This is a genomic window from Streptomyces wuyuanensis (genome assembly GCF_900103455.1).
GTDB lineage: Bacteria > Actinomycetota > Actinomycetes > Streptomycetales > Streptomycetaceae > Streptomyces > Streptomyces wuyuanensis.
The window spans coordinates 1-15616 of record NZ_FNHI01000002.1; the positions used below are offsets into that span (position 1 = coordinate 1).

Annotated in this window: 13 protein-coding genes and 1 pseudogene; 10 read left to right on the forward strand and 4 right to left on the reverse strand. The window is 72.3% G+C overall.

Annotation, left to right across the window (positions count from 1 at the left end):
• On the reverse strand, positions 1 to 231 hold a 231-nt coding region (locus tag BLT82_RS03100), incomplete at its 3' end, for a leucine zipper domain-containing protein (protein WP_143041469.1).
• Between the two features lie 542 nt (positions 232 to 773).
• On the opposite strand from BLT82_RS03100, the gene BLT82_RS03105 reads away from it, so the two are divergent.
• The 7 genes from BLT82_RS03105 to BLT82_RS03135 all read left to right on the forward strand — a co-directional run bounded on the left by BLT82_RS03105 (position 774) and on the right by BLT82_RS03135 (position 10838).
• Positions 774 to 1811 carry a helix-turn-helix domain-containing protein gene (locus BLT82_RS03105; protein WP_093652252.1) on the forward strand — a complete coding sequence of 346 codons (1038 nt, stop codon included), beginning with the start codon at positions 774 to 776 and terminating at the stop codon, positions 1809 to 1811.
• A 267-nt stretch (positions 1812 to 2078) separates the two neighbouring features.
• Complete coding sequence (locus BLT82_RS03110) at positions 2079 to 3068, forward strand: malate dehydrogenase (RefSeq protein WP_093652253.1); 990 nt, start codon at positions 2079 to 2081, stop codon at positions 3066 to 3068.
• Between the two features lie 568 nt (positions 3069 to 3636).
• The gene (locus tag BLT82_RS03115; RefSeq protein ID WP_093652254.1) at positions 3637 to 5118 is read left to right on the forward strand and encodes an aldehyde dehydrogenase family protein; all 1482 of its coding nucleotides are present in this window, start codon (positions 3637 to 3639) and stop codon (positions 5116 to 5118) included.
• Positions 5119 to 5145: 27 nt separating this feature from the next.
• Positions 5146 to 6687: a GMC family oxidoreductase gene (locus tag BLT82_RS03120; RefSeq protein WP_093652255.1), complete on the forward strand. Its 1542-nt coding sequence runs from the start codon at positions 5146 to 5148 to the stop codon at positions 6685 to 6687.
• Positions 6684 to 7808 (forward strand): quaternary amine ABC transporter ATP-binding protein, encoded by a 1125-nt coding sequence (locus tag BLT82_RS03125; RefSeq protein WP_167745949.1) that lies wholly within the window; start codon positions 6684 to 6686, stop codon positions 7806 to 7808. The genes BLT82_RS03120 and BLT82_RS03125 overlap by 4 nt, the downstream gene beginning before the upstream one ends.
• Before the next feature lie 67 nt (positions 7809 to 7875).
• Positions 7876 to 9843 (forward strand): ABC transporter permease, encoded by a 1968-nt coding sequence (locus BLT82_RS03130; protein ID WP_093652256.1) that lies wholly within the window; start codon positions 7876 to 7878, stop codon positions 9841 to 9843.
• A 32-nt stretch (positions 9844 to 9875) separates the two neighbouring features.
• Complete coding sequence (locus BLT82_RS03135) at positions 9876 to 10838, forward strand: ABC transporter substrate-binding protein (RefSeq protein ID WP_093652257.1); 963 nt, start codon at positions 9876 to 9878, stop codon at positions 10836 to 10838.
• Positions 10839 to 11137: 299 nt separating this feature from the next.
• On the opposite strand, the gene BLT82_RS03140 is transcribed toward BLT82_RS03135, so the two are convergent.
• A complete protein-coding gene (locus BLT82_RS03140) occupies positions 11138 to 11857 on the reverse strand; it encodes an isocitrate lyase/PEP mutase family protein (RefSeq protein WP_093652258.1) in 720 nt (239 codons plus the stop codon).
• Between the two features lie 8 nt (positions 11858 to 11865).
• The gene (locus BLT82_RS03145) at positions 11866 to 12363 is read right to left on the reverse strand and encodes a carboxymuconolactone decarboxylase family protein (RefSeq protein ID WP_093652259.1); all 498 of its coding nucleotides are present in this window, start codon (positions 12361 to 12363) and stop codon (positions 11866 to 11868) included.
• Between the two features lie 47 nt (positions 12364 to 12410).
• Here BLT82_RS03145 and pdxR point away from each other — a divergent pair, with 47 nt between their 5' ends.
• A complete protein-coding gene (gene pdxR / locus BLT82_RS03150; RefSeq protein WP_093652260.1) occupies positions 12411 to 13847 on the forward strand; it encodes a MocR-like pyridoxine biosynthesis transcription factor PdxR in 1437 nt (478 codons plus the stop codon).
• Positions 13848 to 14043: 196 nt separating this feature from the next.
• Here pdxR and BLT82_RS03155 read toward each other — a convergent pair whose 3' ends face one another.
• Positions 14044 to 14928: a DMT family protein gene (locus BLT82_RS03155; RefSeq protein WP_342029391.1), complete on the reverse strand. Its 885-nt coding sequence runs from the start codon at positions 14926 to 14928 to the stop codon at positions 14044 to 14046.
• Positions 14929 to 15055: 127 nt separating this feature from the next.
• Here BLT82_RS03155 and BLT82_RS37710 point away from each other — a divergent pair.
• Both BLT82_RS37710 and BLT82_RS03165 read left to right on the forward strand, forming a co-directional pair.
• Positions 15056 to 15252, forward strand: a pseudogene (locus BLT82_RS37710) (RNA-guided endonuclease TnpB family protein); the annotation flags it as partial.
• Positions 15253 to 15331: 79 nt separating this feature from the next.
• On the forward strand, positions 15332 to 15613 hold the full coding sequence (locus BLT82_RS03165; protein ID WP_093652262.1) for a hypothetical protein: 282 nt from the start codon (positions 15332 to 15334) through the stop codon (positions 15611 to 15613).
• Positions 15614 to 15616 lie beyond the last annotated feature (3 nt).

A 15616-nucleotide genomic window follows, 5' to 3' on the forward strand; every position in this document is an offset into this window, starting at 1 on the left:
CCGCCGTTCGGTCCTCGTGGGCGTCCGGCGCGGGCTGGTGTGCGGGCGGGACGACCGGTCGGTCATTCCGGCCTTGCCGAACCTGCGGTAGCGGTCCGCCCACCGCTGGGCCGTGGTCGGCGAGACCTGGAAACGCTCGGCCGCCCGGCGCAGCGGCCAGCCGTCCTCGACCACGCAGCGGGCCAGACGCAGCCGTCCGGTCTCGGTCAGGGGTGCATTACGGTGGGGCACGAGGGCCTTTCTGGTCGCCGGTGCAGATGTCGCAATCCACACCAGGCCAGAAGGCCCTCACCCATTTCAAGATCCCTCAGCCGAGACCTGCATCACCCGTCCACAACCTCCCGGGACAGAACAGCTAGCGCTCCATTTGCCGTTCGCGTACCGCCGGACGAGCCGAATCCGCTCCCGTTCCCGCGGGGCGACGGCGGCCGTCCCCTCCCCCGAGGAGGACGGACGCCGTCGCGTGATTCAGAGTCATGCACGCGCCAAACAGTCACAAGAGGCGACCGGGGCCTGTGGCACGGAAGTGACCGTTCCGCCATGGTGTGATCGTCGGGCAACGGATGCGAGACTGAGGCCGGCTTTCGGAACGGCGGCGCACACGGGGGTACGGCATCGTCCCGAATGCCCCCGTGCGCCCCGACGCCAGGAACTGTCATCCTGGCTTCGCGCATCCCTCCGGGCAGTCCGCACGACGCGGGCCCGGAGGCGTGGCGGGGGGCACCACGGCGCGGGGCACATCAGGCACGTATTCGGGGGACAAGGGGGAGGCAATGCCTCGTTGGAAGGCGCTACCGGAAGAACTCGACCCGCAGGTGAGGGAGTTCGCGAGCCAGCTGCGCCGGCTCGTCGACCGCAGCGGGCTGAGCATCGCCGCCGTCGCGGACCGCACCGGCTACAGCAAGACGTCGTGGGAGCGCTTTCTCAACGGACGGCTGCTCGCACCCAAGGGCGCGATCGTCGCCCTCGCCGAGGTGACCGGTACCAATCCGGTCCATCTCACGACCATGTGGGAGCTGGCCGAGCGCGCCTGGAGCCGCGCCGAGATGCGCCACGACATGACGATGGAGGCCATACGCATATCCCAGGCGCGGGCCGCGCTGGGTGAGTTCGGACCGAACGGTCCGGCGGCGCCTGCCGGCCGCGGCGGCCGCTCCGGCGGGCTGACCACCGCCGCGCCGGACGACGACGGCCCGCGCGACCGGCCCTTCGTCCCCGCCCAGCCCAGCAGCGGATCGGGGCGGGCCGGGAACCGGACGGCCCCCTCGCACCCCGGTGCCCCTTCGCCCGGCGGACCGGGCCGGGCGAAGGGGCGGCGCAGGGCGACGGTGTTCCTGGCGGGGCTCGTCGGTGCGCTGCTGGTGATCGCGGCGGCGGTGCTGCTGACCGACCTCGGCGGTGGCGGCGAGGAGCCGGGGAACGACGTGGCCAAGTCGCCCTCGGCGGCGCCGACCACCAGCGCGCCGGAGCTGCCCGACGGGGTGAAGTGCTTCGGCGCCGACTGCACGGGCCAGGACCCCGAGAACATGGGGTGCGGCGGACAACTCGCCACGACCACCTCCCGGGCGACGGTCGGAACCGCCCTCGTGGAGGTGCGCTACAGCAAGACGTGCGGGGCCGCCTGGGCGCGGATAACCCAGGCCACCGCGGGCGACAAGGTGCAGATAAGCGCCGGCGGCGAGAGCGAGAACGGGCTCGTCAACGCGGACAAGGACGCCTACACCCCGATGGTCGCCGTGGCCGCCGAGGCCGAGGCCGAGGCGTGCGCCACGCTGACGACCGGCACCAAGGGCTGCACGACGGAGCAGTAGTTCGCTCCAGTGAGCCGCACCACAAGGGGCCGGGGGTTCCGGGGGGCCCGGGTCGGATAGCCTGACCGCTGGATATCTCTTCACGTCGAGAGATCGATCACCGCGATCGGTGCCGTCGGTGCCGATCGGCGCGTACGTGCCACCCCTTGGCACCGCAAGCGCCGATCACGCCGATCGCGTCGATCGCGGCGGGGCCGATCACTACGGTGGAGATATCCAGCACCAGGGGCAGGGACCCCCACCGCCAGCTGTCTTACGGAGATCGCCATGACCCGCACTCCCGTGAATGTCACCGTCACCGGCGCCGCCGGCCAGATCGGCTACGCGCTGCTCTTCCGCATCGCCTCGGGCCAACTGCTCGGCGCGGACGTGCCGGTCAGGCTCCGCCTCCTCGAGATCCCGCAGGGCCTGAAGGCCGCCGAGGGCACGGCGATGGAGCTCGACGACTGCGCCTTCCCGCTGCTCCAGGGCATCGACATCACCGACGACCCGAACGTCGCCTTCGACGGTGCGAACGTGGCACTGCTCGTCGGCGCCCGCCCGCGCACCAAGGGCATGGAGCGCGGCGACCTGCTGGAGGCCAACGGCGGCATCTTCAAGCCGCAGGGCAAGGCCATCAACGACCACGCCGCGGACGACATCAAGGTCCTCGTCGTGGGCAACCCGGCCAACACGAACGCGCTCATCGCGCAGGCCGCCGCTCCGGACGTACCGGCCGAGCGCTTCACCGCGATGACCCGCCTCGACCACAACCGCGCGCTGTCGCAGCTGGCCGCCAAGACCGGCGCCCCGGTCTCCGAGATCAAGCGCCTCACCATCTGGGGCAACCACTCCGCGACCCAGTACCCGGACGTCTTCCACGCGGAGATCGCGGGCAAGAACGCCGCGGAGGTCATCAACGACCAGGCCTGGCTGGCGGACACCTTCATCCCGACCGTCGCCAAGCGCGGTGCCGCGATCATCGAGGCCCGCGGTGCCTCCTCGGCCGCCTCCGCCGCGAACGCCGCGATCGACCACATCCACACCTGGGTCAACGGCACCGCCGAGGGCGACTGGACCTCCATGGGCATCCCGTCGGACGGCTCCTACGGCGTCGCGGAGGGCCTGATCTCCTCCTTCCCGGTCACCTGCAAGGACGGCAAGTACGAGATCGTCCAGGGCCTGGACATCAACGAGTTCTCCCGCACCCGCATCGACGCGTCGGTGAAGGAGCTGGAGGAGGAGCGCGAGGCGGTTCGCGGCCTCGGCCTCATCTGACGACCGGCACCCGGTATGCGCCTGTGGGGCGCCGCGCGTTCGCACGGCGCCCCACAGGCGTTTCGGGGCCCCCACGCAGACGCGGAAGCCCCCGGAAACAAAACAGTCCCCGGTGATCCGGGCGGATTCCTGCGCTCCGGTCGTCGCCGATCGCGCTGGTCCTCGCTCTTCTCGCCGGGGGCCTAGCCAGAGCCGAGCGGGTCACGCCCTCCGGCAAGACGTCTCTTCCGAGGGAGTGCGGCTCTCTGCGGTTTTCTGGTGTAAGAACCAGTTTCCTCCCGATTTGACGGAAGTCAAGAGGCGTCGTCCCGGGGTCCCGCGGGCCTGTCCTCATCACCGCCCGACGCCGGATGGATGCGCCGTACGGCCCCGCCCTCGCGCCGCGGCGAACGCCGTCCGGCTTGCCGGGCTCACCGTCCGTGACGAGCCGGGCGACGACTTCCCCGGAGAGTGACACGCGTTACTTCCGGCCACCCGTTGCGCATGCTTTCCGTCCCGCGGGGCAGGCGATCCGCTCGCCAGTCCTTGCTGGTGAGAGACATAACGGGAACGGAAGGCGAAACGCGACGTGTCGGCACAACTGACCATCCACGTGGCCGGAGAATGGCGCAAAGCCGTCTCCGGCGCCACGCGCGAAATCCTCGACCCCGCCGACGCCACGCCCTTCGCGGTGGTGGCCGAGGGCGGGGCCGAGGACACCGACGCCGCGATCGCCGCCGCGCGCAAGGCGTTCGACGAGGGGGAGTGGCCCCGCACGCCGGTGGCCGAGCGGGCGGCGCTGCTGCGCCGGGTCGCCGCGCTGCTGGAGCGGGACCGCGAGGAACTCGGGCGCCTGGAAGCCCGCGACGCCGGGAAGACGGTGGAGGAAGGCCGCGTCGACGTCGACTGCGTCGCCGATGCCTTCCGCTACTTCGCCGATCTCGTCGTCAACGAGAACGGCCGCGTCGTGGACGCCGGCTCGCCGGACATCCACAGCGTGGTCGTGCACGAGCCGGTGGGCGTGTGCGGCCTGATCACCCCGTGGAACTACCCGCTGCTGCAGGCGAGCTGGAAGATCGCGCCGGCCCTCGCGGCGGGCAACACCTTCGTCGTCAAGCCCAGCGAGATCACCCCGCTCAGCACCGTCGCGCTGATCCGCCTCCTGTCGGAGGCGGGGCTCCCGGACGGCGTCGCCAACCTCGTCACCGGCCCCGGTGACCCGGTCGGCGCCCGCCTGGCGGAGCATCCCGACGTCGACCTCGTCTCCTTCACCGGCGGACTCGCCAGCGGCACCAAGGTGATGCGGGCCGCCGCCGACAGCGTCAAGAAGGTCGCCCTGGAGCTCGGCGGCAAGAACCCCAACGTGGTGTTCGCCGATGCCTGCACGGACGACGAAAGCTTCGACACCGCCGTCGACCAGGCGCTGAACGCCGCGTTCATCCACAGCGGCCAGGTCTGCTCGGCCGGCTCCCGCCTCATCGTCGAGGAGTCGCTGCGCGAGCGCTTCGTCGCCGAACTCGCCCGCCGTGCCGAGCTGATCCGGCTCGGCCGGGGCTCGGACGACGGCGTCGAGTGCGGACCGCTCGTCTCCTCCCAGCAGTTGGCGAAGACGGAGGAGTACGTGGCCTCCGCCCTCGCGGAGGGCGCGGTGCTGCGCGCCGGCGGCAAGCGGCCCGACGGGCCGGGCTACTTCTACCGGCCGACCGTCCTCGACCGGTGCGACCGCACCATGCGCGTCGTGCGCGAGGAGGTCTTCGGCCCGGTCCTCACCGTGGAGACCTTCCGTACCGAGGACGAGGCCGTCGCGCTCGCCAACGACACCGAGTACGGGCTCGCGGGCGGCGTCTGGAGCGGCGACGCGGGCCGGGCCCGGCGGATCGCCGCGCGGCTGCGCCACGGCACCGTCTGGATCAACGACTTCCACCCGTACCTGCCTCAGGCGGAGTGGGGCGGTTTCGGCAAGTCCGGCATCGGCCGGGAGCTCGGCCCCGCCGGTCTCGCCGAGTACCGCGAGACCAAGCACATCTATCAGAACCTCGCCCCGCGCCCCGTGCGCTGGTTCGCGGGCTGATCACGGGGAGCAGGAGCAACCACCACCATGACCGAGCACGATTACGCGTACGACTACGTCGTCGTCGGGGGCGGCACCGCAGGATCGGTGATCGCCGCCCGCCTGACCGAGAACCCGGATGTCACCGTGGCCGTCATCGAGGGCGGCCCGAGCGACGTCGACCGCGAGGACGTCCTCACCCTGCGCCGCTGGATGGGCCTTCTCGGCGGGGAGCTCGACTACGACTACCCCACCACCGAACAGCCGCGCGGCAATTCGCACATCCGGCACAGCCGCGCCCGGGTGCTCGGCGGTTGCTCCTCCCACAACACCCTCATCGCCTTCAAGCCGCTGCCGTCCGACTGGGACGAATGGGCCGAGGCGGGGGCCGACGGCTGGGACGCCGCCGCCATGGACCCGTACTTCGGCAAGCTGCTCAACAACGTCGTCCCGGTCGACGAGGCCGACCGCAACGCCATCGCGCGGGACTTCGTCGAGGCGGCCCGGTCCGCGCTCGGCGTGCCGCGCGTCGAGGGCTTCAACAAGGCGCCGTTCCACGAGGGCGTCGGCTTCTTCGACCTCGCGTACCACCCCGAGAACAACAAGCGCTCCTCGGCGTCGGTGGCCTACCTTCATCCGGTGATGGACGAACGGGCCAACCTCACCCTGCTGCTGGAGACCTGGGCGTACCGGCTGGAGCTGGAGGGCACCCGGGCGCGCGGCGTGCACGTCCGCACGAAGGACGGCGAGGAGCGGCTGGTACGGGCACGGCGCGAGGTGATCGTCTGCGCCGGGGCCGTGGACACCCCGCGGCTGCTGATGCACTCCGGCATCGGGCCCGAGGGAGATCTGGAGGCCCTCGGCATCCCCGTGGTCCACGATCTGCCGGGGGTGGGCGAGAACCTGCTCGACCACCCCGAGTCGGTGATCGTCTGGGAGACCCACGGGCCGATCCCGGAGAACTCGGCGATGGACTCGGACGCCGGCCTGTTCGTACGTCGCGACGACGACGAGCGCGGCCCCGACCTGATGTTCCACTTCTACCAGATCCCGTTCACCGACAATCCGGAGCGGCTGGGCTACGAACGGCCCGCGCACGGCGTGTCGATGACGCCCAACATCCCCAAGCCGCGCAGCCGTGGCCGCCTCTACCTGACCAGCGCGGACCCCGAGGTCAAGCCCGCCCTGGACTTCCGCTACTTCACGGACGAGGACGACTACGACGGCCGGACCCTCGTCGACGGCATCCGGATCGCCCGGGAGATCGCGAAGTCCGAGCCGCTGGCCGGCTGGCTCAAGCGGGAGGTCTGTCCCGGACCGGAGATCACGGGCGACGAGGAACTGAGCGAGTACGCGCGCAAGGTCGCGCACACGGTCTACCACCCGGCCGGCACCTGCCGAATGGGTTCCTCCGCCGATGAACTGGCCGTGGTCGCCCCCGACTTGAAAGTCAGGGGGCTCGACGGAATCCGGATCGCCGATGCGTCCGTCTTCCCGACCATGCCGGCCGTCAACCCGATGATCGGGGTGCTGATGGTCGGCGAGAAATGTGCGGATCTGCTGACGCTGACGGGAAATGAGGCGCGATGAACGGCGACACCAAGGAAACGATCGACATCGACACCAAGGCCGCCGGAACGGCCGGCGACAACGGCACCGGTGACCTGGAACCGCCCGTGTTCGCGGTGCGCGGCCTGTGGAAGGTGTTCGGGCCCCGGGCGGACCGCGTGCCCGGCTCGGCCGAGCTCGCCGCGCTGAGCCCCGCCGAGCTGCGCGAGCGCACCGGCTGCACGGCCGCCGTGCGGGACGTCGGTTTCGACGTGCGCAAGGGCGAGGTCTTCGTCGTCATGGGACTCTCCGGATCCGGCAAGTCCACGCTCGTGCGCACGCTGACCCGGCTCATCGAACCGACCTCCGGGTCGATCGCCATCGACGGCGAGGACGTGCTCTCCATGGACAAGGCACGCCTGCGCGAGCTGCGCCGGCACCGCGCCGCCATGGTCTTCCAGCACTTCGGTCTGCTGCCGCACCGCACCGTCCTCGACAACGTCGCCTACGGACTGGAGATCCAGGGCGTGGGCAAGGCCCAGCGGCGCGCCAAGGCCGCCGAGGTCGTCGCCAAGGTCGGCCTGGCCGGTCTGGAGGAGCGCCGTCCGGGACAGCTCTCCGGCGGTCAGCAGCAGCGCGTCGGCCTCGCCAGGGCCCTCGCCGTCGACCCCGAAGTGCTCCTCTTCGACGAGCCGTTCAGCGCGCTCGACCCGCTGATCCGCCGCGACATGCAGGAGGAGGTGATCCGGCTGCACCGGGAGGAGGGCCGCACGATGGTCTTCATCACCCACGACCTGAACGAGGCGCTGCGCCTCGGCGACCGGATCGCCCTGATGCGCGACGGCCGCATCGTCCAGCTCGGCACCCCCGAGGAGATCGTCGGCTCGCCCGCCGACGACTACGTGCGGGACTTCGTCCGCGACGTGCCACGCGAGCAGGTCATGACCGTCCGCACGGCCATGCGTCCCGCGGCCGACGCGACCGAGGCCGAGAGCGGCCCCGCGGTCGCCCCCGGCGCGACGGTCTCCGAGGCGATCGAGGCGGTCGCCCGCTCCGGCGGCCCCGTCCGCGTCGTCGAGGACGGCCGCTGCCTCGGCGTCGTGGACCACGCCGCGCTGCTCGCGGTCGTGGCCGGCGTCCCGGCACAGGGGGTGGCGGCATGAGAAAGCCCGTCCACACGGGGTTCCGCCCCGCGCGCGAACCGGCCGCCCGCACCGTGAGGTGGGGCCGATGAGCGCCACCGTCACCACCGTCTCCAAGGCCGGCACCGCCGCCGGCGACGCCCGCACCGAGGACTCCGGCGGCCTGCGCGAAGCCGTAAGGCGCCGGCGCAAGCTGCTCACGGGCGGCGGTGTCCTCGCCGCGCTCCTCGTGCTCGGCGCCGTCCTGCTCGGTGGCGGCGGCTGGCCGGCCGGCCTGACCGCCGACATATCGGGGCCGCTCGACGCGGCCAACGACTGGGTCGTCGACAACCGCGACACCCACCCGCTCTTCTTGTACTTCCTGCTGCACCTGTCCAACACCGCCACGGACGCCGTCGACGCCGTCTACCAGGGGCTCGACGCCCTCGGCTGGCTCGGTGTCACGGTCGCCGCGGTGCTCGTGGCCTGGCGGGCCGCCGGCCTGGGGCGGCGCGGGCTGCGCGCCGCGGTGACCGCGCTCGGCGCGTTCGCCGTCTGCGGCGTGCTCGGGATGTGGGACGCCACACTGCTCACCATCGCGCTGATGGTGGTGTCGGTCGCGGTCGCGGCCCTGCTCGGCGCGCTGATCGGTCTCGCCGCGGGTCTCTCCGACCGGGTGGACCGGGCCCTGCGCCCGGTGCTCGACACCATGCAGGTGATGCCGGCCTTCGCGTACCTGCTGCCGTTCGTGCTGGTCTTCGGTACGGGGACGCCCGCCGCGCTGTTCTGCACCGTCATCTACGCCGCCCCGCCGATGGCCCGGCTCACCGCGCTCGGACTGCGCGGGGCCGACCCGGCGGCGCTGGAGGCGTCCGCGTCCCTCGGCGCGAGCGGCCTGCAGCGTCTGTGGACCGCGCGACTGCCGCTGGCCCGCAAGCAGATGCTCCTCGGCCTCAACCAGACGATCATGATGGCGCTGTCCATGGTGGTCATCGCCGCGCTCGTCGGCGCCGGAGGCCTCGGCGAGGAGGTGTACTCGGCGCTGTCGACCACGGACGTCGGCAAGGCGTTCACCGCGGGTCTCCCGATCGTCCTCATCGCGGTCTGGCTGGACCGTACGACGGCGGCCGCGGGCAACGGGGCCGGCGTGCCGGCCCCCGCCGGGAGCTGGCTGCACGGCGGCCGGGCGTGGGCGCTGGTGGCGGCCGCGGTCGCGGCCGCGGCGGCCGTACGCACCGCGACCTGGCCCGAAGCCTGGACGTACGACATCTCCACTCCGGTCAACAAGGCCCAGGAGTGGATCACCGCCAACCTGACCTTCACCGAGGTCTGGGCGCGCGAGTTCACCCTGTGGGTCCTGAACCCGCTGCGGGACGTGCTGGTCTGGCTGCCCTGGTGGTCCGTACTGCTGCTGGTCGCCGCCGTGGCCTGGCTCGTCGGCAACTGGGTCTCCGCGGTCACGGCGACCGCCGCGATGGCGGCGATCGGCGTGCTCGGGGTGTGGGCCAAGTCGCTGGACACGCTCTCCCAGGTGCTCGCGGCGCTCGTGCTCACGCTGGTGCTCGGCTTCCTCGCGGGCGTGCTGTGCGCCCGCGCCGGACGACTCGAACGCTGGGTGCGGCCGCTGCTGGACGCCATGCAGACGATGCCGCAGTTCGTGTACCTCATCCCGGTCGTCGCACTCTTCGGCGCCACCCGCACCTCGGCGATCGTCGCGGCCGTCGTGTACGCGCTGCCCGCCGTCGTGCGCATCACCACCCAGGGTCTGCGCGAGGTCGACCCGGCGGCCGTGGAGGCGTCCCGCTCGCTCGGCGCCTCCACGCGCCAGCAGCTTTTCGGCGTCCAGCTGCCGCTGGCCCGTCCGGCCCTGCAGCTCGCCGTCAACCAGGGCGTCGTGCTGGTGCTCGCCGTGGTCGTGGTCGGCGGGCTCGTCGGCGGAGGCGCGCTCGGCTACGACGTGATCAAGGGCCTGTCCCGGGGCGAGATGGGCCTCGGCATGACGGCCGGGATCGCGATCGTCTGCCTCGGGCTCGTCCTGGACCGCGTCACCCAGCGGACCTCCCGCACCCCCCGCTGACCCACCTTTCTGGATCTCTCGACAGGAGCACCATGCGCACCGTCCGTACCTTCCGTACCGCCGTGGCCGTCGCCGGAGCCCTCGGCGTCCTCTCCCTCACCGCCTGCGGCGCCGCCGAGACCGGCAAGAGCAACGAGGCCGGCGGCGACAAGACCGTCAAGCTGACCGTTCCGTCCTGGGTCGGCGCCCAGGCGAACGTCGCCGTGGCCAAGCACATCCTCGAGAAGGAGCTCGGCTACAAGGTCAAGACCCAGCAGATGGGGGAGGTCCTGGCCTGGGACGCGCTCTCCAAGGGCGACATCGACGGCATCCTCGAGGACTGGGGCCACCCCAAGGAGGAGAAGCAGTACGTCGAGACGAAGAAGACCGTCGTCAAGGGCGGCGACCTCGGCGTCACCGGGCACATCGGCTGGTACGTGCCGAAGTACTTCGCCGACAAGCACCCCGACGTGACGGACTGGAAGAACCTCAACAAGTACGCCGAGGAGTTCAGGACCGCGGAGAGCGGGGACAAGGGCGAACTGCTGGAGGGTTCGCCCGACTACGTCACCAACGACGACGCCATCATCGCCAATCTGAAGCTGAACCTGAAGACCAACTACGCGGGCTCCGAGGCCGCGCAGATCACGGCCATCAAGAAGTACGCCAAGGAGAAGAAGCCCTTCCTGACGTACTGGTGGACCCCGCAGTGGCTGAACGCCCAGGTGGACATGGTCGAGATCAAGCTGCCGGAGTACAAGGAGGGCTGCGACGCCGACCCGAAGAAGGTCGCCTGCGCCTACCCCCACACGCCGCTGCAGAAGTTCTTCAACGCGGACTTCGCGAAGGAGGGCGGCGAGGCCGCCGAGTTCCTGAAGAACTTCAAGTGGACGACCGAGCAGCAGAACGAGGTCGCACTGATGATCGCCGGCGAGAAGATGTCGCCGGAGGCCGCGGCCGAGAAGTGGGTGAAGGAGAACGAGGCGACCTGGAAGGCGTGGCTCCCCAAGAAGTGACGTAGGGCTGACGGGCCTCCGGGGCCCGTCGGCCCCTGCCCGGGCGCGGTGCGCGACCCCTGTGCGTCAGGGCCGCGCCCCGCGCCCGGGCACTTTTTTGGGCGCCGGGTGTCGCGCACGTACGGACCGGGTGCGTCGCGGGGCCACGGGGCGCCGGTCCCGGCGTCGTTCGCGCCGGGCCCCGCCCCGGTCCCGGGGCCCGGGTCAGCGGTGCGGGTCGGCGCGGCCGCCGGCTCCGCACGCCCCGGCCGGCGGCTGCCGCCGAGGCGGTGGTGCCCGCCGGACCGGTGCGCCCGCGGTCAGCCGCGCAGCCTCGTCGACCACTCGCGGAGCGCGTCGAGCGTGTGCAGCAGGAGGCCGGGGCCGAAGGTGACACGGGTGACGCCGAGGCGGCCCAGGGCAGGTGCGCCCGGTGCGCCGGGGGACGCCACGGCGTTGATCGGCCCCGTGATCTCCCGGCGCAGTCGCGGCAGCGCGTCCATGGGAGCGCCGATCGGGTAGACGCAGTCGGCACCGGCCGCGACGTACAGCCGCGCCCGCTCGATCGCGGCAGCGCCGGGGTCGGACACCCCGAGCAGGAACGTGTCGACGCGCGCGTTGACGAACAGTGCGTCGCCCGCCTCCGCGCGGATCTCCGCCAGCCGGTCCGCCTGGCGCAGTGGCTCCACGAGCGCCTCGCCGGGATCGGAGTCCTCCAGGTTGATCCCGACCGCGCCGGTCTCCAGGACGCGGGCCACGAGTTCCCCGGCCGGCAGGCCGTAGCCCGCCTCAACGTCCGCGGAGACCGGGACGTCCACGGACCGGACGATCCGGGCGACCGCCGCGAACATCTCGTCCGCCGGCGTCCCTCCGTCCTCGTATCCGAGCGAAGCCGCCACGGCCGCGCTCGGCGTGGCCAGCGCCGGGAAGCCGGCGTCGGCGAATACCCGAGCGCTGACCGCGTCCCACGGTCCGGGCAGGACCAGCGGGTCCTCGGGTGCCCGGCCGTGGTGCAGATCGCGGAAGTCCGCCGCGGACACCGCGGCCCTCAGTGCTTGGACTGGCCGGGCGTGTAGTGGCCGGGCACCATCCGCGTCGCCACGCCGAAGCGGTTCCACGTGTTGATGACGGCGATCGCCGCGATCAGCTGGGCCAGCTCCGCCTCCTCGAAGTGCTTCGCGGCCTTCTCGTAGACCTCGTCCGGGACGAACCCGTCCGTCAGTACCGTCACGGCGTCCGTCAGCTCGATCGCCGCGATCTCCCTGGCCGTGTAGAAGTGCTGCGACTCCTCCCAGGCGCCGAGCTGGATGATCCGGTCCACCGACTCGCCGGCCGCCAGGGCGTCCTTGGTGTGCATGTCGAGGCAGAAGGCGCAGTGGTTGAGCTGGGAGGCGCGGATCTTCACCAGCTCCAGCAGCGTGGGATCGACCCCCTGCCGGGCGGCCGCGTCCAGCTTGACCATCGCCTTGTACACCTCGGGAGCGTGCTTGGCCCACTGCATGCGCGGGCTGTGCTCGTGGTTCAGGTCGTTCTCGGTCTCAGGCATGACATCGACCGTACTCCGCACATGGCACAGCGCTATGGTCCATTTACATGACGAATGACTGGGCCACTTTTCGATCCGGCGCCGGCGCCGACCTCCACGTCGAACTGCGCGGCACCGGCCTGCGGACCGGGCTGATGGACGCGCTGCGGGACGCCGTCCGCAGCGGCAGGCTCGCTCCCGGGACCCGGCTGCCCTCCTCGCGTACGCTCGCCGTCGATCTCGGCATCGCCCGCAACACCGTCGCCGACGCCTACGCCGAGCTCGTCGCCGAGGGGTGGCTCACCGCCCGGCAGGGCTCGGGCACCCGCGTCGCCCGGCGATCGCCCCCGCGCAGGCCGGCGCCCTCACCGCCGCGCCCCGGACCGGCACGGGGCCGCCCGGCGTACAGCCTGATGCCCGGGTCGCCGGACCTCGCGTCGTTCCCGCGCGCAGAGTGGCTCAGGGCGGCTCGTCGCGCGATCACCGACGCGCCGCACGAGGCCTTCGGATACGGCGATCCCCGCGGACGGACGGAACTGCGTACCGTCCTCGCCGACTATCTGGCCCGGGCTCGTGGTGTGTACGCCGACCCGGACCGCATCGTGATCTGCTCGGGCTACGTCCACGGGCTGATGCTGCTCGCCTCGGTGCTGCGGGCCGGAGCGCCGTCGGCCGGGCTCAGGGGCCGGGTACGGGAGGTGGCGGTCGAGGCGTACGGGCTCGACGCGCACTGGAGGCGGCTGACGGACGCCGGCCTGCGGCTGTCCGCACTGCGCTTCGACGAGCGAGGCACCCGCACCGGCGATCTCGCCTCCCTCAAGGGTGCGGGCGCGGTGCTGCTGACGCCCGCGCACCAGTTCCCGATGGGCGTCGCCCTGCCCCCGGACCGGCGCACCGCCGCGGTCGACTGGGCCTGCGGCACGGGCGGGCTGATTCTGGAGGACGACTACGACGGGGAGTTCCGGTACGACCGCCAGCCCATCGGTGCGCTCCAGGGACTCGACCCCGAGCGGGTCGTCTACCTCGGCACGGCGAGCAAGTCCCTGGCCCCCGGGCTGCGGCTGGCGTGGATGGTCCTTCCGGAGGCGCTGGTGAACGAAGTCGTCGCTGCGAAGGGGGAGTCGGACTGGGCCTCGGGCACGCTGGACCAGCTGACCCTGGCCGAGTTCATCTCCTCCGGCGCCTACGACCGCCATGTGCGGGCCATGCGGCTGCGCTACCGGCGCCGCCGCGACCAGCTCGTCGAGGCGCTCGCGGAACGCGCCCCGGACATCCGGGTGAGCGGGATCGCCGCCGGGATGCACGCGGTGCTGGAACTCCCGCCGGGTACCGAACGAGCGATCGTCCAGGCCGCGGCCTGGCAGGGCCTCGCCGTCTCCGGCCTCGGCCGATTCCACCACCCGTCCACCCCACCGGGTCCGGACGCCCTCGTCGTCGGCTACGGCACCCCTGCGGACAGCGCATGGTCGGGAGCGCTGGACGCCCTGTGCCGGGTCCTTCCCTGAGCCGGGGCACAGGCGCCCGCACCGGGTGGGGCGGGGCCGCCGGTCGTTGGGCGGCCGGGCGCCCGGCCGCGGCCGGTGAGCGGCTGGGCCGGACCGACGCGGGCCGCCGTCCGCCGTCAGCGTGGCGCCGTGAGCCGTGAGCCGTGAGCCGCGTGAGCCGGGACCGGCCCCGGTGTCCGGCCCGTGCCGGGGCCGCTCAGGGGCGGTTCCGGCCACCGGGTGGGGACCCGTCGGCGCCGATCGGCGAGGCCGGGGCCGGGACCTCGCCGAAGCGGGCCAGCGCCAGCGCCCCGGCCACCGAGACGGCGAAGCCGAGGACCGCGAGCCACGCCAGGCCCTCGCGGGTACGGTCGCCCAGCCAGACCACGCCCACGACCGCCGGGGCGATGGTCTCCGCGAGGACCATGCCCGCCGTGGCCGTGGTGACGGAGCCGTGCGCGAACGCCGAAGTGAGCAGCAGGAACGCCGCCGCACCACCCAGCAGCAGCGCGTACAGCGCCGGGTCGGTGAGGGAGGGCCGGTCCAGCAGCCGGACCGCCACCTCCGGCACCCCGAAACCGAGTCCCGCGCACACGCCCAGCACCAGCGCACGCGAGCGCCCGGGCAGCCGGCCCGCGGCCGCGCCGCCCAGCAGCACGGCGGCTGCCGTGCCGAGCAGCGCCCACTCCAGCCACGGCGGGGCGGTCGCCCTGCCTTCCGGCCCCGAGGCGAAGCCCAGCATCGCCAGGCCCGCGCAGACCACCGCGACGGCCCCCCACTCCGTCCGGCTCAGCCGCACCGCCAGCACGCGCGTGGCGAGCACCGCCGTGACGGCCAGGCTCGCCGCCAGCGCCGCGCCGACCGCGTAGATGGGAATCAGCCGCAGCGCCACGACCTGGAGCAAGAACCCCGCCCCGTCGAGGGCGAGCCCGAGCAGGTAGCGCCACTGGCGCACGGCGCGTACGAACAGCGCGGCGTCCACCCCCGGGCGCGATGCGCCCTCGCCCTGCCCGGCGGCCGCCCGTGCCGCGACGGCCTGGAAGACGGTGGCCGTGCCGTAGCAGACCGACGCACTCAGCGCACAGAGCATCCCAAAGATCACAAAACGACTCTAGACGGGGAGGGTTCGCGGACCGGGTTGCGGACATCGGCAGGCGCCATCCGTTGATCCTGCGTGGGTTTCCCCCCGGCCTGAGCCGGGGAGGGAAACACATCCTTGGCCCGGCGACAAGACGCCGGCCCCGAAGCCGGACCCGGACCAGCCGGGCAGCTTCCTGCCCAACCGGCCGCCGTGAAGGCCGGGCTGAACCGCTCGATCGCTGATGCCGGATGGGCGGTGTTCCTCCATGTCCTCACCGCCAAGGGAGAATGCGCCGGACGGGAAGTGCTGCCGCACCGGCATAGCGAGAAGCCCCCTCATGCATGAGGGAGAGGAGTCACCTAGTCTGTCCGGCGGCGGATCGACCGGCTGGAAGTGTCCGAACGCCGAGGGGGAGGCCCGAAGGATGTCACGTCGCAGGCTGAGGTCGAGCACGGTCGTGCTCGGCGGTATGGGGGTGCTCGCGGCGGCGCTCACATCGTGCGGTTCGGAGCCCGACAAGCGCTGTGTCGACCCGATCAACCGTGAGGTGCTGCCGAACTACGAGTGCGACGACGACAACGGCACCAGGAACGGCACCTACTACTACGGCGGCAGCAAGTCCGGCGGCAAGATGTCGGGCGGCAGCTTCGACAAGGCCGCGGTGGAGCGCGGCGGCTTCGGCTGCTCCGGTTCCGGCGGCGGCTGAGCG